Annotated in this window: 19 protein-coding genes, 1 pseudogene and 2 riboswitches; of the genes and pseudogenes, 17 read left to right on the forward strand and 3 right to left on the reverse strand. The window is 68.5% G+C overall.

The genetic code is table 11. The features are described 5' to 3' along the window. The first annotated feature begins 2 nt into the window (after positions 1-2). The 15 genes and pseudogenes from C7456_RS05945 to tadA all read left to right on the forward strand — a co-directional run bounded on the left by C7456_RS05945 (position 3) and on the right by tadA (position 14343). Positions 3-2004, forward strand: a pseudogene (locus C7456_RS05945) (conjugal transfer protein TraG). Continuing rightward, positions 2001-2465, forward strand: coding sequence for a ribbon-helix-helix protein, CopG family (locus C7456_RS05950; RefSeq protein WP_105762814.1), 465 nt, complete (start codon positions 2001-2003; stop codon positions 2463-2465). Before C7456_RS05945 ends, C7456_RS05950 begins: the two are co-directional and overlap by 4 nt. Before the next feature lie 50 nt (positions 2466-2515). Continuing rightward, positions 2516-3487 carry a P-type conjugative transfer ATPase TrbB gene (gene trbB / locus C7456_RS05955; protein ID WP_425454624.1) on the forward strand — a complete coding sequence of 324 codons (972 nt, stop codon included), beginning with the start codon at positions 2516-2518 and terminating at the stop codon, positions 3485-3487. After that, positions 3484-3867, forward strand: coding sequence for a TrbC/VirB2 family type IV secretion system protein (locus C7456_RS05960; protein WP_058179376.1), 384 nt, complete (start codon positions 3484-3486; stop codon positions 3865-3867). The genes trbB and C7456_RS05960 overlap by 4 nt, the downstream gene beginning before the upstream one ends. Beyond that, complete coding sequence (locus C7456_RS05965; RefSeq protein ID WP_032956449.1) at positions 3864-4133, forward strand: VirB3 family type IV secretion system protein; 270 nt, start codon at positions 3864-3866, stop codon at positions 4131-4133. The genes C7456_RS05960 and C7456_RS05965 overlap by 4 nt, the downstream gene beginning before the upstream one ends. 12 nt (positions 4134-4145) lie before the next feature. Continuing rightward, positions 4146-6587 carry a conjugal transfer protein TrbE gene (trbE, locus tag C7456_RS05970; RefSeq protein WP_105762815.1) on the forward strand — a complete coding sequence of 814 codons (2442 nt, stop codon included), beginning with the start codon at positions 4146-4148 and terminating at the stop codon, positions 6585-6587. Continuing rightward, positions 6584-7321: a P-type conjugative transfer protein TrbJ gene (gene trbJ / locus C7456_RS05975; protein ID WP_109722847.1), complete on the forward strand. Its 738-nt coding sequence runs from the start codon at positions 6584-6586 to the stop codon at positions 7319-7321. The genes trbE and trbJ overlap by 4 nt, the downstream gene beginning before the upstream one ends. Before the next feature lie 11 nt (positions 7322-7332). Then, positions 7333-7626 carry an EexN family lipoprotein gene (locus C7456_RS05980; RefSeq protein WP_105762817.1) on the forward strand — a complete coding sequence of 98 codons (294 nt, stop codon included), beginning with the start codon at positions 7333-7335 and terminating at the stop codon, positions 7624-7626. Continuing rightward, positions 7623-8987, forward strand: coding sequence for a P-type conjugative transfer protein TrbL (gene trbL / locus C7456_RS05985; RefSeq protein ID WP_105762818.1), 1365 nt, complete (start codon positions 7623-7625; stop codon positions 8985-8987). Before C7456_RS05980 ends, trbL begins: the two co-directional genes overlap by 4 nt. Positions 8988-9011: 24 nt before the next feature. After that, on the forward strand, positions 9012-9716 hold the full coding sequence (trbF, locus tag C7456_RS05990; protein ID WP_105762819.1) for a conjugal transfer protein TrbF: 705 nt from the start codon (positions 9012-9014) through the stop codon (positions 9714-9716). Continuing rightward, complete coding sequence (trbG, locus tag C7456_RS05995; protein ID WP_105762820.1) at positions 9713-10693, forward strand: P-type conjugative transfer protein TrbG; 981 nt, start codon at positions 9713-9715, stop codon at positions 10691-10693. The genes trbF and trbG overlap by 4 nt, the downstream gene beginning before the upstream one ends. Before the next feature lie 2 nt (positions 10694-10695). Next, a complete protein-coding gene (locus C7456_RS06000) occupies positions 10696-11973 on the forward strand; it encodes a TraB/TrbI/VirB10 family type IV secretion system protein (RefSeq protein WP_105762821.1) in 1278 nt (425 codons plus the stop codon). Then, positions 11970-12206, forward strand: coding sequence for a DUF2274 domain-containing protein (locus C7456_RS06005; RefSeq protein ID WP_105762822.1), 237 nt, complete (start codon positions 11970-11972; stop codon positions 12204-12206). Before C7456_RS06000 ends, C7456_RS06005 begins: the two co-directional genes overlap by 4 nt. Positions 12207-12464: 258 nt before the next feature. Next, complete coding sequence (locus C7456_RS06010; protein ID WP_105762823.1) at positions 12465-13547, forward strand: PDDEXK nuclease domain-containing protein; 1083 nt, start codon at positions 12465-12467, stop codon at positions 13545-13547. A gap of 301 nt (positions 13548-13848) precedes the next feature. Next, the gene (gene tadA / locus C7456_RS06015) at positions 13849-14343 is read left to right on the forward strand and encodes a tRNA adenosine(34) deaminase TadA (RefSeq protein WP_109722848.1); all 495 of its coding nucleotides are present in this window, start codon (positions 13849-13851) and stop codon (positions 14341-14343) included. A 293-nt stretch (positions 14344-14636) separates the two neighbouring features. On the opposite strand, the gene C7456_RS06020 is transcribed toward tadA, so the two are convergent. Both C7456_RS06020 and C7456_RS06025 read right to left on the reverse strand, forming a co-directional pair. After that, a complete protein-coding gene (locus C7456_RS06020) occupies positions 14637-15461 on the reverse strand; it encodes an NAD-dependent protein deacetylase (protein ID WP_109723080.1) in 825 nt (274 codons plus the stop codon). Positions 15462-15514: 53 nt separating this feature from the next. Then, positions 15515-15748 (reverse strand): hypothetical protein, encoded by a 234-nt coding sequence (locus C7456_RS06025; RefSeq protein WP_109722849.1) that lies wholly within the window; start codon positions 15746-15748, stop codon positions 15515-15517. Positions 15749-15992: 244 nt separating this feature from the next. Further along, positions 15993-16073, forward strand: a riboswitch (Fluoride riboswitch). 77 nt (positions 16074-16150) lie between these two features. Here C7456_RS06025 and C7456_RS06030 point away from each other — a divergent pair. Together C7456_RS06030 and C7456_RS06035 are read left to right on the forward strand one after the other, a co-directional pair. Then, positions 16151-17704, forward strand: a complete 1554-nt coding sequence (locus C7456_RS06030; RefSeq protein WP_211306273.1) for a MutS-related protein — start codon at positions 16151-16153, stop codon at positions 17702-17704. Continuing rightward, positions 17701-19272, forward strand: coding sequence for a MutS-related protein (locus C7456_RS06035; protein WP_109722851.1), 1572 nt, complete (start codon positions 17701-17703; stop codon positions 19270-19272). Before C7456_RS06030 ends, C7456_RS06035 begins: the two co-directional genes overlap by 4 nt. A 54-nt stretch (positions 19273-19326) precedes the next feature. Here the strand turns inward: C7456_RS06035 and C7456_RS06040 are convergent, their stop codons facing one another. Continuing rightward, positions 19327-20535: an MFS transporter gene (locus C7456_RS06040; RefSeq protein ID WP_211306275.1), complete on the reverse strand. Its 1209-nt coding sequence runs from the start codon at positions 20533-20535 to the stop codon at positions 19327-19329. Positions 20536-20711: 176 nt separating this feature from the next. Further along, positions 20712-20790: riboswitch (Fluoride riboswitch) on the reverse strand. Positions 20791-20900 lie beyond the last annotated feature (110 nt).

The raw sequence follows: 20900 nt of genomic DNA on the forward strand, positions 1-20900 counted from the left end.
GGATGCAAGGTCAAGGCGTGCTGTTCGGGCAGATTGCCGTCGTGTTCGGCATCGCGCTCGCCGGCGTGTGGACTGCCACACAATGGACAGCCGCTGCCCTGGGCTATCAGCTACGCCTTGGCTCGCCGTGGTTCTACTTTCTCGATACGCCGGTCTATCACCCATGGCGACTGTTCGAGTGGTGGTTCCTGTTCGATGGCTATGCGCCGCACATTTTCAGCATAGGCGGTGCCATCGCGGGCAGCGGGGGCCTGGTTGCCGCGCTGGTCGCCATCGCCATGTCGGTGTGGCGCTCGCGGCAATCGAAGCTCGTTACGACCTACGGCTCGGCACGCTGGGCCGAAGCCGCCGACATTCACAAGGCCGGACTCGACAAGCCTGCGGGCGTGTTCCTCGGCCTGCATCGCGGTCAGTACCTGCGCCATGAAGGCCCGGAACACGTCCTGACCTTCGCGCTGACGCGCTCCGGCAAAGGTGTCGGCCTCGTGGTGCCGACGCTGTTGAGCTGGCCCGCGTCCGCCGTCATCCACGACATCAAGGGCGAGAACTGGAGCATCACTGCGGGCTGGCGCTCGCGCTTCTCGCATTGCCTGCTGTTCAACCCGACCGATGCGAAATCGGCCGCGTACAACCCGCTGCTCGAAGTCCGACGCGGCGCGCATGAAGTACGCGACGTGCAGAATATCGCGGACATTCTGGTCGATCCCGAAGGCGCGCTCGAACGCCGCAACCATTGGGAAAAGACCAGTCACGCACTGTTGGTCGGCGCCATCCTGCATGTGTTCTACGCGGGCGAGGACAAGACGCTGCGCGGCCGCCAACTTCCTGTCCGATCCCGCGTGCCCGTTCGAGCTGACGCTGCACCGGATGATGACAACGCGGCACTTGGGCGATGCTCCGCATCCCGTCGTCGCATCCGCAGCGCGCGAAGTGCTCAACAAGTCGGACAACGAGCGATCGGGCGTGCTGTCCACGGCCATGTCGTTCCTCGGCCTGTACCGCGACCCCACGGTGGCCGAAGTCACTTCTCGTTGCGACTGGCGCATCGCCGACCTAATTGCGTCCGAGCATCCCGTCTCGCTGTACCTCGTCGTGCCGCCGTCCGACATCAGCCGCACGAAGCCGCTGGTGCGCTTGATTCTCAACCAGATCGGCCGACGCCTGACCGAATCACTCGACGGCAGCGACGGCATCGCGCGCCGCCACAAGCTGTTGTTGATGCTGGACGAATTCCCGGCGCTGGGGCGCCTGGATTTCTTTGAGTCTGCGCTTGCCTTCATGGCCGGCTATGGCTTGCGTGCCTTCCTGATTTCGCAGTCGCTCAACCAGATCGACAAGGCGTATGGGCAGAACCATTCCATCCTCGACAACTGCCATGTGCGGGTGACGTTCGCCACCAACGACGAACGCACCGCCAAACGCATCTCCGAAACGCTCGGCACCGCCACAGAGCTACGCGCGCAGCGTAACTACGCCGGCCACCGGCTCGCCCCGTGGCTCGGACACCTGATGGTGTCGCGCCAGGAAACCGCGCGCCCGCTGCTGACGCCGGGCGAAGTGATGCAGCTTCCGCCCGACGAGGCCGTGGTGATGGTGTCCAGCGTCGCGCCGATCAAGGCGAAAAAGCTGCGCTACTACGCCGACGCCAATTTCAAGCGCCGCGTGTTGCCGCCGCCTGCGCTCGCCACCCGGCGCTACGCCGATGCGCCGCCGCTACGGCCCGACGACTGGAGCGGGCTGGCCATTCCCGCCGTTCCGGCCGCGCCTGCCACTGGCCTCACGGGCGACGACACCGGCACCGCCGACGACGGCGGCCCACGCCGGCAACCGGAGCTATCCGAGGTCGCCGAATACAGCCCCGAACCGCAGACCGCCGGCACCGACCTGGCGCTGCTTGATGACGACGACGACCTGCCGTTGCCGCTTCCTCGCCAGCTCGACCCGGCCATGCAACGCACAGCCCGGCTGGCGTCCCTCGACCAACACGACGGGATCGAGCTATGAGCCAGTACCGCCTCAACCTGTTCATTCCGCACGAGCACGCCAAGCGCCTCGACGAACTGGCCGCCAAGAAAGGCGTGTCCAAGTCGTCCATCGTCGCGGCGGCGCTGGCGTCGTGGCTGTCGCCCGACGCGGGCGACCAGCGCGAGGCCGCCATCGCCAAGCGCCTCGACCGGCTGACGCGCCAGTTCGAGCGGCTGGAGCGCGACCAGAACATCGAAATCGAAACGCTGGCGCTGTTCGTCCGCTACTTCCTGACGGTCAGCACGCCGGTTCCCGAAGCCCATCAGGAAGCCGCCCGCGCACAGGGCAAGGCGCGCTTTGAGCAGTTCGTCGAACAGCTCGGCCGCCACCTGATGCGCGGGCGCAGCCTGGTGCGCGACGTGGTGGAGGAACTGAACCCCGACACCGCCCAGCTGGACGATGCGGCGGCGCTGGCCGAAGCCCAGGAGCGTGCCTCATGAGTGCGCAACCGCAGTCCTTCGCCAGCACGTCGCTCGACCGGCGCATCCGCATGTTGCGCACAGCAATGGGGCCGGTCATCGCCGCCGCGCTCGAAGACCCCGACGTGGTGGAAATCATGCTCAACCCCGACCACACCCTATGGGTGGATCGGCTGTCGTCCGGTCGCGCACCGCTGGGCATGGAGCTATCCGAGGAAGACGGCGAACGCATCATCCGCCTGGTCGCTGCGCACGTCGGCGCAGAGGTGCATCGCGGCCAGCCGCTCTTGACCGCCGAACTGCCGGAGACGGGCGAACGCTTCGAGGGCATCTTGCCGCCAGCGGCGCCGGGGCCGGCCTTCGCCCTGCGCAAACGGGCCGTGAGCATCATCGGCCTGGATCGCTACGTCGCCGACGGAATCCTGTCCGCGCCGCAAGCCGAGTTCCTGCGCCGTGCCGTGCGCGAGCGGCAGAACATCCTCATCGCGGGCGGCACCAGCACCGGCAAGACCACGCTCGCCAATGCCTTGCTCGCGGAAATCGCCGCCACCGGCGACCGCGTGCTGGTGCTCGAAGACACCATCGAACTGCAATGCGCAGCGCGTGACCACGTTCCGCTGCGCACGCGCGCTGGCGTCGTGTCGATGACCGAGCTGGTGCGCGCCACCATGCGCCTGCGCCCCGACCGCGTGATCGTCGGCGAAGTGCGCGGCGGTGAAGCCCTGGACTTGGTGAAGGTGTGGGGCACCGGCCATCCCGGCGGCATCGCCACCATCCACGCCGGCTCCGCCTTGGGCGCGCTGCTGCGCCTGGAGCAGTTGATTCTCGAAGTCGCGGTGAACCCGCCGCGCGCCCTGATCGCCGAGGCGGTGAACGTCGTCGTGTTCATCGCCGGCCGTGGCCGCAAGCGCCGCATCGAGAGCATCGCCCGCGTCACTGGCTATGACGGCGCGGGCTATCGCCTGGCGGATGCGCTGGAGCCACCGCTTCCCGAACTGCCGCTGTCTTTCCCATCCCCTGACCACCCTGGAGAACTGCCATGACGCAGATGCACACCCATGCTTTCCGTTTTTCCGCAAATCCGGCTTCGTGCTTCGCACGCCTGCGTCGCCTGGCCGGCCCGGCGCACCACGGCCTGCTGCTGGCCGCCGTCATGCTGATGACGGCAGGCACGGCGAAGGCGGCCGGTTCGTCGATGCCGTGGGAAGGCCCGTTGCAGTCGATTCTGGATTCGATCCAGGGGCCAGTCGCGCGCATCGTCGCCGTCATCATCATCATCGCCACGGGCCTCGCGCTCGCCTTCGGCGACACCAGCGGCGGCTTCCGCAAGCTCATCCAGATCGTGTTCGGGTTGAGCATCGCCTTCGCGGCGTCCTCGTTCTTCCTGTCGTTCTTCAGCTTCTCCGGCGGGGCGGTCGTATGAGCACCGCCAACGACCTGCCGGGCTTCGAGGTGCCGCTGCACCGCTCGCTGACCGAACCGATCCTCATGGGCGGTGCGCCGCGTACCGTCGCCATTGCGAACGGCACGCTCGCCGCCGCCGTGGGCCTGGGTCTGCAACTGTGGATTCCCGGCGTGGTGCTCTGGATCGTCGGCCACTCGCTCGCCGTGTGGGGCGCGCGCGTCGATCCGCAGTTCATGCAGGTCTTCGCCCGGCACATCAAGCACAAGCCGCTGCTGGACGTGTAGGGGGATGCCGCGATGCTGAACCTTGCCGAATACCGCCAGCGCCCGGCCTTGCTCGCCGATTGGCTGCCCTGGGCCGGGCTGATCGCGCCGGGCGTCGTCTTGAACAAGGACGGCAGTTTCCAGCGCACGGCCCGCTTTCGCGGCCCCGACTTGGACAGCGCCACGCAAAGCGAGCTGATCGCCGCATCGGCGCGGCCCAACAACGCGCTGCGCCGCCTGGGATCGGGCTGGGCGCTGTTCATCGAGGCCGAGCGCCGGCCGGCGGCGGATTACCCGCACTCCGATTTTCCCGAACCGCTGTCGTGGCTGGTGGACGAGGAACGCCGCGCCGCCTTCGAGGAATCGGGCAACCACTTCGAGAGCGGCTATCACCTGACGGTGGCGTTCCTGCCGCCCGAGGAATCCCGCGCCCGCGCCGCCAAGCTGCTCTACGAGAACTCGCCCGGCGACGGCGTGGACTGGCGCGGCCGGCTCGATGCCTTCGTGGCGGAAACCGATCGCGTATTCGATTTGCTCGACGGCGTGATGCCGGAAATCGCCTGGCTCGATGATGCCGAGACGCTGACCTACCTGCACGCGACCGTCTCGACGCGGCGCTACCGCGTGGGCGTGCCAGAAGTACCGTTCCACATCGACGCGCTGCTGGCCGATTCCGCCTTGGCCGGCGGCCTCGCGCCCACGCTGGGCGACCAGCACCTGCGCGTGGTGTCGGTGCGGGGCTTTCCGACCTCGACCTGGCCGGGCTTGCTGGACGACCTCAACCGCCTGGGCTTTGGCTATCGCTGGAGCACGCGCTTTATCTGCATGGACAAAGCCGATGCGGAAAAGGAACTCGGCCGCCTGCGCCGCCAGTGGTTCGCCAAGCGCAAGAACGTGGTGGCGCTGCTGCGCGAAACGATCTTCCAGCAGGAAAGCCCGCTGGTCGATACCGACGCCAGCAACAAGGCCGCCGATGCAGACGCGGCCTTGCAGGAGCTAGGCAGCGATCAAGTCGCCTTCGGCTACCTGACGGCCACCGTCACCGTCATGGATGCGGACGCCGCCGTGGCCGACGAAAAGCTGCGCATGGTGGAGCGCGTCATCCAGGGGCGCGGCTTCGTGACGATCCCCGAAACCCTCAATGCGGTGGATGCGTGGCTGTCCTCGATTCCCGGCAACGCCTACGCGAACGTGCGCCAGCCCATCGTCTCGACGCTGAACCTGGCGCACATGATGCCGCTGTCGGCGGTGTGGGCCGGGCCGGAGAAGAACGACCACCTCGACGGCCCACCGCTGATCGTCACCCGCACCGATGGCGCGACGCCGTTCCGGCTGGTGACGCACATCGGCGACGTGGGGCATACGCTGGTCGCCGGCCCTACGGGCATGGGTAAGTCCGTGCTGCTGGCGACGCTGGCCTTGCAGTTCCGCCGCTACTTCGGCTCGCGGATCTTCGCCTTCGACATGGGCCGCTCGATGCACGCCACCATCCTGGGCCTGGGCGGCGAGCACTACGACCTAGGCGCGGATGGCGGCATCGCGTTCCAGCCGCTCGCCCGCATCGACCATGAGGGCTACCGCTCCTGGGCCGCCGAATGGGTGGAAGGCCGGCTGCTGCATGAGGGCGTGACCGTTGGCCCGGACGAGAAAGCGGCCATCTGGTCGGCGCTGGGCAGCCTCGCGGGTGCGCCGCAGGAACAGCGCACGATGACCGGGCTTTCCGTGCTGTTGCAATCGAACGCGCTGCGGCAGGCGCTGTCGCCGTATGTGCTCGGCGGCGCGCACGGCAAGCTGCTGGACGCCGATCACGACCGGCTGGGCAGCGGCGACGTGCAGGGCTTTGAGATGGAAGAACTGATGCACAGCCCCGCCGCCGTGCAAGCGGTGCTGCGCTACCTGTTCGCCCGCTTCGACGAGCGTTTCGACGGAGCGCCCACGCTGCTGATTCTCGATGAGGCGTGGCTGTTCCTCGATGAACCGTCCTTCGCGGCCCGCATCCGGCAATGGCTCAAGACGCTCATGAAAAAGAACGTCAGCGTCATCTTCGCCACGCAGTCGCTGGCCGACATCAAGGATTCGACCATCGCGCCCGCGATCATCGAAAGCTGCGCGAGCAGGATTTTCTTGCCTAACCCGCAGGCCACCGAGCCGCAGATTTGCACGATCTACGAGGGCTTCGGCCTCAACAGCCGGCAAATCGAAATCGTCGCCACCGCGCAGCCCAAGCGCGATTACTACTACCAATCGCGCCTCGGCAATCGCCTGTTCGACCTCGACCTGGGGCCGGCCGCGCTCGCCTTCGCCGGCGCATCCACCGCGCAAGACCAACGCGACATTGACCGCGTGCTGACGCAGGCCGGCGCTCCCGGCTTCGCCGGCGCATGGCTGCGCCATCGCGGCCTCGATTGGGCGGCCGATCTGCTGCCGTCCGCGGCGTCCTTCCTCGCTCGCCAACCCCAGGAGACTTCGCCATGAAAACCCGCGTCCTTTCCGCGGCGCTCGCCGCTGTGCTGTCCGGCTCACTGCTGCTTTCGCAGCCGGCGGCGGCCATCACCGTGATCGACCCGACCAACCTCGTGCAGAACACGCTGACCGCAATCCGCACGATGGAAATGATCGAAAACCAGATCAACCAGCTCCAGAACGAAGCGCAGATGCTGACGAACCAGGCGCGCAATCTCGCCAGCCTGCCGTTCAACGTCGTCAACCGGCTGCGCTCGACGCTGGCGACGACCGAACGTCTGATCGCGCAGGCGCAAGGGCTGGCGTTCGAGGTGCAGAGCATGAACGCCGAGTTCGCGCGCCTGTACCCGGATCAGTACGCCGCGACCATCAGCGGCAACCAGATGTACCAGGACGCGCAGCAGCGGTGGCGCAACACGCTGACCGGCTTGCAGACCGCGATGCAGATGCAGGCTCAGGTGTCGCAAAACCTGACCGAAGACGAAGACGTGCTGACCGACCTCGTGAACCAGAGCCAGTCGGCCACTGGTGCCTTGCAGGCGCAGCAGGCGACCAATCAGCTTCTCGCCTTGCAGGCCAAACAGTCGATCCAGGCCCAGCAGCTTCAGCTCACGCAGGGGCGCGCGGTGTCGCTGGAACTGGCGCGGCAAGCCGCTGCCGTCGAACGTGGCCGCGAGGTGACGCGACGCTTCCTCGGCACCGGCACGCCATACACGCCGCAGACCGTGAACTTCTACGGCAACTGACGGGAACGACCATGCAACGCGCGCCCGTCCTGTTCGCCTTCGCGTGCCTGCTGGCCGGCTGCGACCGGCCGCAGGCGCTGTCGGTCGATGCGCTGGCCACCGATCCGACGCGGCTGCACGCGCTGCGCGCGCAGTGCCGCCGTGGCGAGCATGACGGCGCGTTTTGTGCGCAGGTCGCGCAAGCCGACCTGCGCCGCTTCCTCTCCGGGCAAACCCAGCCCGACGAATACCAGACGCTCGCCGATCTGCCGCCGATCCCGGCCAGCTTCGACGGCCCCGACGCGCCGCTGGAGAAACGGCCATGAACGACGTTTCGATCATCGACCATTTCCTCAACGTCTTTTCCGCCTACATCGACTCCGGCTTCGGCCTGCTGCGCGGCGAAGTCGGATTCCTGACCGCAACGCTGGTGGCGATCGACATGACGCTCGCCGGCCTGTATTGGGCGCTGGGCCACGCCACCGGCCAGGGCGAAGACGTGTTGGCGAAGCTCATTCGCAAGGTGCTCTACGTCGGCGCCTTCGCCTACATCATCGGCAACTTCAACATGCTGGCGAGCATCGTGTTCCGCTCGTTCGCTGGCCTGGGCCTGACGGCCACCGGCTCGGCCGTGAGCATGGAGACATTCCTGCAACCGGGCCATCTCGCCAAGACCGGCATCGACGCCGCCGCGCCGATCCTCGACCAGATCAGCGACATGGCCGGCTTCCCCGAAGTGTTCATCAACATGACGCCCATCGTCGTGATGTTCCTCGCGTGGCTGACCGTCATCGTCTGCTTCTTCGTGCTGGCGGTGCAGCTTTTCATCACGTTGATCGAGTTCAAGCTGACCACGCTGGCCGGCTTCGTGCTGGTGCCGTTCGCGCTCTGGAACAAGACCGCGTTCCTCGCCGAAAAGGTGCTCGGCAACGTGGTGTCGTCCGGTATCAAGGTGCTGGTCCTCGCCGTCATCGTCGGCATCGGCACCGGCCTGTTCGCGGAGTTCCAGACCACGCCGGGCGAACCATCCATCGACCATGCGCTGGTCGTGATGCTGGCCTCGCTCGCCATGCTCGCGCTCGGCATCTATGGGCCGGGCATCGCCACGGGCCTGGTGTCCGGTGCGCCGCAGCTCGGCGCGGGCGCGATGGCTGGTGCGGCGCTGGGCGCCGCCGGAACCGCCGTCGCTATCGGCGCTGCCGCAACTGGCGTTGGCGGTGCCGTGGCCGCTGGCGCGCGCATGGCGCCGGCGGCGGCCAGTGCGATAGGTAGCGGCGCACGGGCCGCCGCTTCAACGGCCGGCAGCGCACGGTCGGCGTTCCAAGCCGGCTCGGCTGCGGCGGGCGGCGGCTTCAGGGGCGCCGCCGCAGGCGTGGGCAACGTCGCGCGGACGGGCGCGCAGGCCGCCGGGCAGCGAGTCGCCGCTGGCGCACGCGCATTCGGCGAGCGGGTGGCCGGTGCATTCCGTGGCGAAGGTGGCGCGACTGCCGGCGCGTCCACCGAAGCGGGCGCATCCAGCGCCAGCTCCACCTCGGCCGCCACCAACCAAGAGCAACCCGCCTGGGCTAAGCGCCTGCATCGTCGCCAGCAGATCGCCCACGCGGCGACCACCACCGCGCACACGCTGCGCGGCGGGGACGGCGGCGGCTCGGCACAAGGCCCAAGCCTGGGCCAATCCGACGAATGAAGCGATTCTTGAGGAGAACGACTCATGCGATTCAAGCGACCGCAGGTGCGCTACGCCCACACGCCGCAGCCGGCCACTCCGTATCAAGCCGCCGCGCAGGCATGGGACGAGCGCATTGGCTCGGCCCGCGTGCAGGCGAAGAACTGGCGCTTCATGGCCTTCGGCTGTCTCGCGCTCGCGCTGCTGATGGCCGGCGGCCTGGTGTGGCGTTCGGCACAGTCCATCGTCACGCCCTACGTGGTGGAGGTGGACAAGACCGGCGAAGTGCGCGCGGTCGGCGAAGCCGCCACACCATACCGGCCGGCAGATGCACAGATCGCTTTCCACCTCGCGCACTTCATCACGCTGGTTCGTTCGCTTTCGATCGACCCGATCGTAGTACGGCAGAACTGGCTCGACGCCTACGACTACACCACGGACAAGGGCGCCGTCGTGCTCAACGACTACGCCAGCAAGAACGATCCCTTCGCCCGCGTCGGCAAGGAATCGGTCACGGTGCAGATCACCAGCGTCACGCGCGCCAGCGATTCGTCGTTCAACGTGCGTTGGACGGAGCAGCGGTTCGCCAACGGCGCACCCACCGGCACCGAACGCTGGAACGCCGTGGTTTCCATCGTCCTGCAAACCCCGCGCACCGAGCAGCGACTGCGCAAGAACCCGCTGGGCATCTACGTCAACGGTTTGTCGTGGAGCCGCGAACTCGATGCGTCCGAAGGAGCCAAGCCATGAATCTGTCTTTCCGCTTTTACGCTTTCGTGCTGACCGTGGCAGCCCTGTCGGGCTGCGCCTCGCAGGGCAAGCCGCCGCCGCGCATCTCGCTCGATGAGCCGGTGCAGGCGCAGCCGCAGCCCGAACCGCCCAAGCCGGTCGAAGTGGTGGAAGTGCCGAAGGTGCTGCCGATGCCGGCGCAGATGAAACCGCTGGACGATGCCAAGCCTGCGCCGGAACCGGCCGACGAAACCGTGCGCGTGTCGCGTGCCAACGCCGAGGCACGCATCGCGCCGACGCGCGAGGGCTACGTCAATGCGATCCAGGTCTGGCCCTTCACCGATGGCGCGCTGTATCAGGTCTATGCGGCACCGGGGCGCGTGACCGTGATTTCGCTCCAGCCCGGCGAGGAGCTGGTGACGGTTGCCGCTGGCGACACGGTGCGCTGGATCGTCGGCGACACGTCCAGCGGCACCGGCGACGCGCTGCGCGTCAACGTGCTGGTGAAGCCGATCCGTTCGGGCCTCAAGACGAACTTGGTCATCACCACCAGCCGGCGCACCTACCTGATCGAGCTGACCTCGACCGACAAGGCTTGGATGGCGTCGGTGTCGTGGGAGTATCCGAAGGACCAGATGCTTGCCTTGCAGCGTCAGGATCGGGCGGCGCAAGCTGCCGCGCCGATCGACGCCGGCCTGTCGCTGGAGAAGATCCGCTTCCGCTACGCGATCAGCGGCAGCAATCCGCCGTGGAAGCCGCTGCGCGCCTTCGACGACGGCGAGAAGGTCTATATCCAGTTTCCGCCCGGCATCGCCCAAGGCGAACTGCCGCCGCTGTTCGTCATCGGCGCGCAGGGTGACGGGCAGCTCGTCAACTACCGCTTCCGCTCGCCGTACTACATCGTGGATCGACTGTTCGGCGCGGCCGAACTGCGCCTCGGCGGCGACAAGGGCGATGTGGTGCGCATCGAGCGCACGGATGGCACGCGGGGGAACTGACCATGAGCCAGGACGAAACCCCCGACGTGCCGATTCCCGATGCCGCGCCGAAAGTCGCGCCGGAGAACGTGGCGCTGCGCGCGCAGCCGCGCCCGGTGACGCGCCTCAACCGGCGCACGCTGGCGTTGTTGACGGGTGGCCTCGGCGTCGCCGTGCTGGGCGCAACCCTGTGGTCGTTGCAGCCGAAGCACCCGCGCGGCAACAACGATGCGACCGAGCTTTACAACGTCGATCGCGTGTCGAAGTCCGAAGAACTCAACCGGCTTCCCGCCGACTACTCCCAGCTGCCGCCGAAGGTGCCGGAGCTGGGGCCGCCGCTGCCGGGCGACCTCGGCCCGGCCATCGTCAAGTCGCAGCCGCCGGTTGTGGCCAGCTACACGCCGCCCGGCCAGGATGCGGCAGCGGCCGAGCGCGACGCGCTGCGCAAGGAGGCGGAAGCGGCAGCGGGTTCATCGGTGTTCTTCCGTTCCAGCAACCAGCGCGCTGCGGCTGCACCGGCGCAGACCGCTGCGGTCGCGCCGGCATCCGGCCTGACAGGCTTCGACCCGCAGGCCGCCGGGCCGGCCTCGACGGCAGCACAGCCGGCCGACCCGACCGCCGTGCAGAACCGGCAAGACCAGAAGGAGGCGTTCCAGAAAGCCGGAACCACGGAAACCCGTAATTCCGGCAACCTGCAAATGCCGGCTTCGCCGTATCAGGTGATGGCCGGCACGGTGATCGCCGCGGCGCTGGTGACGGGCATCAAGTCCGACTTGCCGGGCGACGTGATCGGCACGGTGACGGAGCCGGTGTACGACACCGCGACGGGCCGCTATCTGCTGATCCCGCAGGGATCGCGCATCTTCGGCAAATACAACAGCCAGGTCGCCTACGGGCAGAGCCGCGTCCAAGTCGTCTGGAACCGGATCATCCTGCCCGACACGTCTTCGCTCACGCTCGACAATCTGGCCGGCACCGACCCGGCCGGCTACGCCGGCTTGGAAGATGGCGTCGATTGGCATTGGGATCGCATCTTCGCCGGTGCGGCACTGACGACGCTGCTGGGCGTCGGCGCCGAACTGGCCGCGCCAGAGAACCGCAACGGCGATCGCGTCATCGTCGCCGGCCGCGACAGCTTGCAGGACAGCGTGAACCAAGTCGGCCAGGAGATGACCCGGCGCAACCTCAACATCCAACCGACCTTGACCGAGCGACCGGGCTTGCCAGTACGCATCATCGTCAACCGCGATTTAGTGCTGCGACCGTACCAGCCGCTGTTCTTCAATCGGGGGACTCGATGAGCACGGCGCGCAAGCTGCGGCTCGGGCCGCTGCCCAAGACCGAGAGCGTGAAGCTGACGTTCGCGTGTCCGGCCACGCTCAAGGCCGACCTCGACCGCTATGCGGCCATGCACGCGCAGACCTACGGCGAAGCGGTCGATGCGACGACGCTGATCCCGTACATGCTGGAGGCGTTCATGGCTGGGGATCGGGGGTTCAGGAAGGGCGGTGGAGGGGCGAAGACTGCTGGATAGCCGCCGGAAGACCGGGGATGGAGCGGCGGCGGTCCGTCGAGGGTCGCGTCCGAGCCGTTTGGATAAATTGTCGTTGTCGTAGTCTGACTACGACCGGACAAACAATCCCAAATAGCCGGCGGCTTGCAGCGGGCGCCTGCGGAGACGACCAAGATTCGCTGAACAGTAAAGATGGCCGGGCGGCGGAACAACGCTCTCGCGTGTTCTTGCCGCGCCGGGCGATGATGAAGCAGGGCAGTACCGACGAGGAGGTCGCTGATGGCGACGAGTAAGAAGAAAACCACTCGCAAGACAAGCACGCCAGCGGTGCGAAAGACCGGCGCGGTGCTGGCCGCCACGGCGAAGGACTACCCGGCCTTGCTGGCCGAGGTGAAGGCGCGCATCCAGTCCGCGCAATACGCGGCACTGCGCGCGGTCAACAAGGAACTGGTCGGCCTGTATTGGGACATTGGGCGGATGATCGTCGAGCGGCAGCAGACCGAAGGCTGGGGCAAGAGTGTGGTGGAGCGGCTTTCCGCCGACTTGCGCGTGGCCTTCCCTGGCGTGGGCGGGTTCTCGACGCAGAACCTGTGGTACATGCGCCAGTTCTTTCAGGAATACAGTGCTGCGCCAAAACTCCAACCACTGGTTGGAGAAATCGGCTGGGCGCACAACCTGCTGATCCTGTCGCGCTGCAAGGACGCGCAGGAGCGCGAGTTCTACCTGCGCATGACGCGCAAGTTCGGCTGGTCGAAGAACGTGCTCGCGCACCAGATCGACAACCAGAGCTACGAGAAGTCGCTGCTCGGCCAGACCAATTTCGACCAGGCGTTGACACCGGCATTGCGCGCGCAAGCCAAGCTGGCGGTGAAGGACGAGTATGCCTTCGACTTCCTCGAACTGGGTGAGCAGCACAGCGAGCGCGAACTGGAGCGCGCGCTGATCGCCCGCATCGAGGACTTCCTGCGGGCGATGGGCGGCATGTTTGCCTTCATGGGCAGCCAGTACCGGCTGGAGGTTGAAGACAAGGAATACTTCATCGACCTGCTGCTGTTCCATCGCCGCTTGCGTGCGCTGGTCGCCATCGAATTGAAGATCGGCGCGTTCGAGCCGGAGTTCGTCGGCAAGATGCAGTTCTACCTGGCCGCGCTGGACGCGCAGGTGCGGCAGGAGGACGAGAACCCGTCCATCGGCATCATCCTGTGCAAGGAGAAGACCCGCACCATCGTCGAGTACGCGCTGCGCGACGCGCGCAAGCCCATCGGCGTGGCGACCTACGAGATCACCAAGACGCTGCCGAAGAAGCTGAAGGATCAGTTGCCGTCGCCCGAAGCCATTGCCCGGTTGCTGGAGGGCGTATGAGGATGGAACACGTCAGGCTGCTCCCGAAGAGCGGGGCTGAAGTGCAGTCGCCTGTTCGGTATGATTGACGCTGATTGATGATGAGCCGATGCCGCGTAAACCCGCGCCAGCAAAGGGCGTGTTTTTCTGACGGTAAAAGCGACGGTAGAGGCCCATGTCGATCAAAGCCAATCCCTTTAATCACGCGGACTTGCGTGACTCGTTGATGATCGAGTGGGAATGATGAAAATCAGCCGGTTGCAGCCTTCCATCCGTGAGGCGGCTGTCCCCCGGACTGCAAGTATTGCGCTCAATCCATTGAATGTCTGAAGAAATCGCCACCGTCGACGAGTCTCCGTTCAGCGCGCAGGACGCGGCCTTCATGCGCCGCGCCCTGCAGCTGGCCGCGCATGCGCGCGATGCCGAGGACGAGGTGCCGGTGGGCGCGGTGCTGGTGCACGAGGGACAGATCGTCGGGCTGGGCTGGAACCGCAACATCACGCTCAGCGACCCGAGCGCGCATGCCGAGATCATGGCGCTGCGCGCGGCGGGCGAGAAGCTGGCCAACCACCGCATGCCTGCGGGCACCACGCTGTACGTGACGCTGGAGCCCTGCGCGATGTGCGCGATGGCGCTGGTGCACGCGCGCGTGGGCCGGGTGGTGTACGCGGCCGCCGACCCCAAGACCGGCGCCGCCGGCAGCGTGTTCGACACGCTGGTCTCCGAGCGGCACAACCACCGCGTGGAGGTGCAGGGCGGACTGCTCGCCGAGGAATCCTCGGCCATGTTGCGCGAGTTCTTCCGCGCCCGGCGGTAGGGGCGTTCCGGCTTCCGGGCGTACCAGCGTTCGCCATTCCCGCGAGGGCCCGGCGAGCGCGTGGCGCGAAGAACGCCTGCGCAGGTGGCCACGAAGGGACGAGCGCAGCGGATCATCCCCGGTCAAGCCCTCGCGCGGAGCGCTCGAAGTGATTTTGCGTGCTTCGCACAACGTGCTTTTAGTGGATTCCGGCCTTCGCCGGAATGACGGTGAGGGGAGATGCACTTCGCGGAGAAGGGACGCGCGCCCATGTTGAATGCGCGCCCAGGCCGAAACGCCCTTGGCCACCGCCCTCAAAGCAGGAAAGCCAGCGCCTCCGCGCAGGATCGCTCGACCTTGAGCGCCAGCAGCGGATCGGCGCGGGTGCGGCCCAGGTTCACCGCGGCGATCGGCTTGCCGGCCCTGGCCGCCGCGTGGGCGAAGCGGTAGCCGGAGAACACCATCAGCGAGGAGCCGACCACCAGCATGGCGTCGGCCTCGTCCAGCGCCTGCATCGCCCGCTGCACGCGCTCGCGCGGCACGTTCTCGCCGAAGAACACCACGTCGGGCTTGAACACGCCGCCGCAGTGCGGGCAGGGCGGCACCGCGAAGCCGGTGAAGTCATGCCCGTCCAGGTCGGCGTCGCCGTCGGGCGCGTCGGCGGCGTCCAGCGCGGCCCAATCCGGGTTCAGCGCGAGCAGGCGCTGCTGGAAATCCTGGCGCGGAAAGCGGCGCTCGCAGGCCATGCAGCGCACCTGGTCCAGCCGGCCGTGCAGGTCCACCACGCGCCGGCTGCCGGCCCGCTGGTGCAGGCCGTCCACGTTCTGCGTGACCAGCAGCGTCAGGCGTTCCTGTTCCTCCAGCCGGCGCAGGGCATGGTGCGCGTCGTTCGGCAGGGCGCGCCCGAACCGCCGCCAGCCGACCAGGCTGCGCGCCCAGTAGCGCCTGCGCGTGGCCTCTTCGCCCATGAAGGCCTGGTAGGTCACCGGCTGCGCGCGCTTCCAGCCGCCGTCCGCGTCGCGGTAGTCCGGGATGCCGGACGCCGTGCTGCAACCGGCCCCGGTCAGCACGAACAGGCGCCGGTGGCCGGCAAGGAAGGCGGCCAGGTCGCCGCTGGCAGGGACGGGCACGGAAGACATGCGGATGATGGCCGACACAGGGAAGGCCATTATCCGTCACGCCGCCGCGCGGGTCAGTTGTGGTCCACCAGGCCGTCCACCCCGGCCTTGCGGGCGCAGAACGCGCAGCAGAAGATGCGGCCGTCGTGCTCCACGCCGTGCCCGATCACCGTGCAACGGCACGACTGGCAGCGCGGCGCCAGCGCGTGGATCGCGCACTCGAAGGCGTCGAACACGTGCTCGCGGCCCTCGAAGAAGACGGTGAAGGTGTTCGCGTAGCTGTTGCCGCAGACCTCGCAGATGGCCATGGCCGTTCTCCTCCCGCCTGGATGATCTGCGCAGTGGACACCCGGCGGAGTCATCGTGCCGTCTAGGGCCAACGGGCCGTCGCGCGAAGACCGAAGCCGACCGACCCTGGCCGCTTCCTGGGCACATGAGCGCGCCCGGGACGGTGGGAATGCCGACCCTGGCGCTCTGTCCGCCATCGCATGCCCCATCGTCGACGGCGAACCATCCGTGGACGGGTTGAGCCGCCCCCTGTAACGGGTAGAATCCCCAGCCGGAGATGGCATTCCTCCGGTCCTGTCGAACCAGGGCGAATCACCTTGTCCGGTTGATGATGCCTGTTCACCCCGAGCATCGGGTGCGCAGGTCGTTGCCGTATGTGGCCACCTCGCGCGTTCGTGCAGCAAGCCGAGGAGCCGCGAGCCGTGAGCCGTCCACCTGGCAACCCGTCCGTACCGTTCCGCAGCATCCTGTTTCCTCCGGAGCGGGCGGACAGCGTAGGCCCGGCGGACGCGCCGGACTGCTTCCACGACCTCAACCTCGACCAGATCGTGGCGGCGATCACGGCGGGGCGGGAAAGCTACGATCTGGTCCCGCTGTTCCATGCGCCGTTGCAGGACGTGGACGACATCGCCTACCGCCAGGAGGTGATGCGCGACCTGGAGGCCGAGCAGCCCAGGGCCGCCGTCGAGGCGTTCTGCGCGGACATGAGTGCCATGCGCGACCGGCTCGCGCGGATGCGCAAGCTCTTCTATCCCCTCGAGCAGCAGCGCTGGTTCCTCGGCGCCGCGGAGCTCTATGTCGAGAGCGTGCGCCGCCTGGCCAGGGACCTGCAGCCGCTGGAGCTGGCCTCGCGGGGCATGCGCGCGTTGCGGGAGCATCTGGACGGCTACGTCGCCGACGCGGCCTTCCAGCGCCTGCTGGCGGACGCGGAGGCGTGCAAGGCCGGCCTGGCCGCGATCCGCTACGGCCTGCTCATCAAGGGCGGCAGCGTCACGGTGCGCGCGTACGACGGCGAGGAGGATGCCCGCGTCGCCATCGAGGCCACCTTCGCCAAGTTCCGGCGGCAGGGCGGCAGGAACTACGGCGTCGGATTCCGCGCGCACGTCGGCCTCGACCACGTCGAGGCGCAGATCCTGGACCGCGTGGCCCTGCTGCATCCGGAGGCTTTCCGGCGGCTGGCGGATTTCTGCACCGCGCACGCGGAGTTCGTGGACGCGCGCATGGCCCGCTTCGACCGCGAGGTGCAGTTCTACCTCGCCTGCCTGGCCTACCTGCGGCCGCTGCGCCAGCGCGGGCTGGCGTTCTGCTACCCGGAAGTGTCGGGCGCGAGCAAGGCGATCCGGGGCAGGGCGGCATTCGACCTGGCGCTGGCCGCCAAGCTGGGCGGCCAGGGCGTGGTGTGCAACGACTTCGAGCTGGACGGGGAGGAACGGATCTTCGTGGTCTCCGGGCCCAACCAGGGCGGCAAGACCACCTTCGCGCGCATGCTCGGCCAGATGCACTGGCTGGCCTGCCTGGGATGCCCGGTGCCGGGCACGGAGGCCAGGCTCTACCTGTTCGACCGGCTGCTCACGCATTTCGAGCAGGCGGAGCGCATCGAGAACCTGCGCGGCAAGCTGCAGGACGACCTCGTCAGGATCCGCGACGTCCTGGCGCAGGCGAGCCCGCGCAGCATCGTCATCCTCAACGAGATCTTCTCCTCGACCACGCTGGACGATGCCGTCTTCCTGAGCCGCAAGGTGATGGAGCGGCTCGCCCGGCTCGACGCGCTCGGCGTCTGCGTCACCTTCCTCACCGAGCTGGCCACGTTCGATCGGCGCACCGTCAGCATGGTGAGCACGGTCGATCCGGCGGACCCGGCCGTGCGTACCTACAAGGTGGAGCGCCGCCCCGCCGACGGGCTGGCCTACGCGCTGGCGATCGCCGAGAAATACGGCGTGACCTATCCTCGCCTGCTGGAGCGCATACGGCCATGAAGGCGTACCTGATGCACCCGGACCGGGATTTCGACGCGCAGCGGCCGGCGCCGTCCCACGAGGCGCTGCTGCGGCAGGACCTGGGGCTGGACGTGCTGCTGCACGCGATGGCCGGCGGGGACGACTTCCTGCTCGACATCGCGCGGAAGGCCCTGCTGCAGGGCCTGCACGGCGACGTGCCGACGATCCTTCACCGCCAGGCGGCGCTGCGGGATGCGCTGCGCCAGCCCGAGGTGGTGCGCCAGCTCTACGCGCTCGCGGTGGAGGCGATCGAGAACAGGAAGAAGAACTACTGGAGCTTCCTGGGCGACCATCCCACCTCGATCCTGCACGGCGCGATCAGCATGCTGCGGATGTTCATGGACGTGCTGGAAAAGCTGCGTGGCCTGGCCGAAGCGCACGCCGGCGGATTCGCCTCGCGCGGGTTCGGCGCGCTGTTCGCCATGTTGCGCGAGGAGTTCGACGACGCCTACCTCGGGAACGTGCGCGCGCACCTGGCCGAGCTGCGCTTCAAGGACGGCGTGCTGATGAGCGCGATGCTCGGGCCGGAGAACCAGGGAAACGGCTACGTGCTGCGCCGGCCGCACCCGCCCGCGGCCGGCTGGCTCAGGCGCGCGTTCGGGAAGCGCCCGCCCGCGTACACGTTCCGCATCGCCGAGCGCGACCTGGCCGGCGCGCGCACGCTGGCCGGCATGCGCGACCGCGCGATCAACGACGTGGCGAACGCGCTCGCGCAGTCCATGGACCACATCCTGGCCTTCTTCGAGATGCTGCGCGCCGAGCTCGCCTTCTACGTCGGCTGCCTGAACCTGCATGCGCGGCTGGAGGCGCTGGGCGTGCCGACGGCGTTCCCGGCGGCGGCGGCGGCCGGTTCGGGGACGCTCGGGTTCGAGGGGCTCTGCGACGCGGCGCTCGCGCTGGCCCAGGAGCGCCCGCCGGTGGGCAACACGCTCGCGGCCGACGGCAAGCGGCTGCTGGTGGTCACCGGGGCGAACCAGGGCGGCAAGTCGACCTTCATGCGCAGCCTGGGCCTGGCGCAGCTGATGATGCAGGCGGGCATGTTCGTGACCGCGCGCGCGTTCGCGGCGGAGCTGTGCGGCGGGCTGTTCACGCACTACAAGCGCGAGGAGGACGCCGCCATGGCCAGCGGCAAGTTCGACGAGGAGCTGGCCCGCCTGAGCGACCTGGCCGGCCAGGTCGGGCCGGGCGCGCTGGTGCTGTTCAACGAATCCTTCGCCTCGACCAACGAGCGCGAGGGATCGGAGGTGGCGCGGCAGGTGGTCGAGGCGCTGCTGGCGCGGAACGTCAAGGTCGTCTTCGTCACCCACCTGTACACGTTCGCCCGCGGGCTGTACGAGCGCCGCATGCCGGACGCGCTCTTCCTGCGCGCGCAGCGGCTCGCCGACGGCACGCGCACGTTCCGGCTGGCCGAGGGCGAGCCGCTGGAGACCAGCCATGGCGCGGACCTCTACCGGCAGGTGTTCGGGGAGGGGCAGGCGACGTCCGGCGATGGCGGGGCCGGCCGGCCCGACGACCGGACGGCGCATGCCGGGGCCGGGCGCGCGTAAGGCCGCGAGTCGCCGCCGTTCCCCGGCGGGCGCGCGCCGCGCCGGACCCTGCCCTCAGGCGCGGCGGGGCAGGCGGACCCGCCGTCCCACCCAGAGGAAGACCGGCACGGCCAGCCACTGGGTGACCACGCAAAAGGCGACGGTCCACGCTATCGAGCGCTCGTAGAGCAGACCGATGGCGGCGCTGCCGAGGAACCAGAAGATGCCGTAGCCGGCCGTGAACAGCCCGAACGCCGAGGCGCGGCGCCGCGCCGGGACCATCGGCGCCACCGCCGCCGGGATGATCGATTCGTGCACGCCGATGCCCATGCCCCAGACCGCCGCGCCGGCCAGCGCGAGCGAGAAGCCGCCGAGGAAGGCCAGCGGCGCGAACAGCGAGGCCGCCGCGGTCAGCAGCACCAGCACGCGGAAGCCGTAGCGGTCGAACAGCCGGCCCAGCACCAGCGAGGCGGTACCGCTGACCGCCATCGCCACGGCGTAGAACGCCGCGATCCAGTCGGCCGGCACGCTGCCGCTGCGGTTGAAGTGGTAGGCCAGCAGCGGATAGTCGGCGAAGCCGAGCGCGACCAGCGCCGCGCCGGCCAGGTAGACCCAGAACGTGCGCGGGAAGGCGGCGCCATCCCGAGGGCCGCCCGCTGTCTGCTCCATGTCCTCCGGCCTGGGATAGAGCAGCCGCGCGGCCAGCACCAGCGCCAGGTTGATCGCCGCCGGCACGAGCAGCACCGCGAAGGCCTGGTGGTAGCTGCCGTGGCGCGCCAACACCCAGGCGACCGCGAGCGGCCCGAACATCGCGCCGAACTGGTCGCAGGCCTCGTGCACGCCGAAGGTCCAGCCGTAGCCGCCCAGGTGCGCGGCCGCGTGCGAGAGCATCGCGTCGCGCGGCGGGTTGCGGATCGCGCGGCCGGTGCGTTCCAGCACGATCAGCACGGCGGCGGCCGGCCAGTCGTGGGTCAGCGCCAGCGCCGGCACCGCGGCCATCTGCACCACGTAGCCGACGATGGTGATGGGCCAGAAGCGGCCGGTGCGGTCGGCCAGCCGGCCGGAGAAGAAGCGCAGGCCGTAGCCCAGCAGCTCGCCGAAGCCGGTCACCGCGCCGACCACGAAGGCGCTGGCCTGCAGCGAGGCGAGATAGGGGCCGAGGATGCTGCGCGAGCCCTCGTAGGTGAAGTCGGCGAAGAAGCTGAGCGCGCCGATCAACAGCACGAACCGCATGGCGGTGCGGCTGGCCGTGGTCGCACCGTGCCTGGCGTCACCGGCGTTCATGCCGCGGCTCCGGTGGCGTCGGCGCAGCGTCTCGCCAGGCGGGCCGGCCGCGCCACGGGCGAAGGACGGCGGGAAACGGGCATGCGGGTGCGGCGGTTCAAGCGGTGGCCTCCGGGTCCTTGGAGGCGCGCGGTCCGCGGGCGTCGCTCGGAAAGACGCCTGCGTCCTGCCTCCGGCAGTCGGCAGGCATCATCAGCCGCGAGCGGCGGTTCACCCGGTGCGCAGGGTCGGAGGAATGCCATCTCCGTCGCGTCGCAGTATGGGGCAGGGCCCCGATGGCCGGAAGGTCCGATGCGGAATGTCCTTATGAAGGGGCATGCGGTTGCGTGGCGGGCCGTGAGAGGCGCCGCCGGTCCGTGGCGGCA

Source organism: Fulvimonas soli, assembly GCF_003148905.1.
GTDB classification, from domain to species: Bacteria; Pseudomonadota; Gammaproteobacteria; order Xanthomonadales; family Rhodanobacteraceae; genus Fulvimonas; species Fulvimonas soli.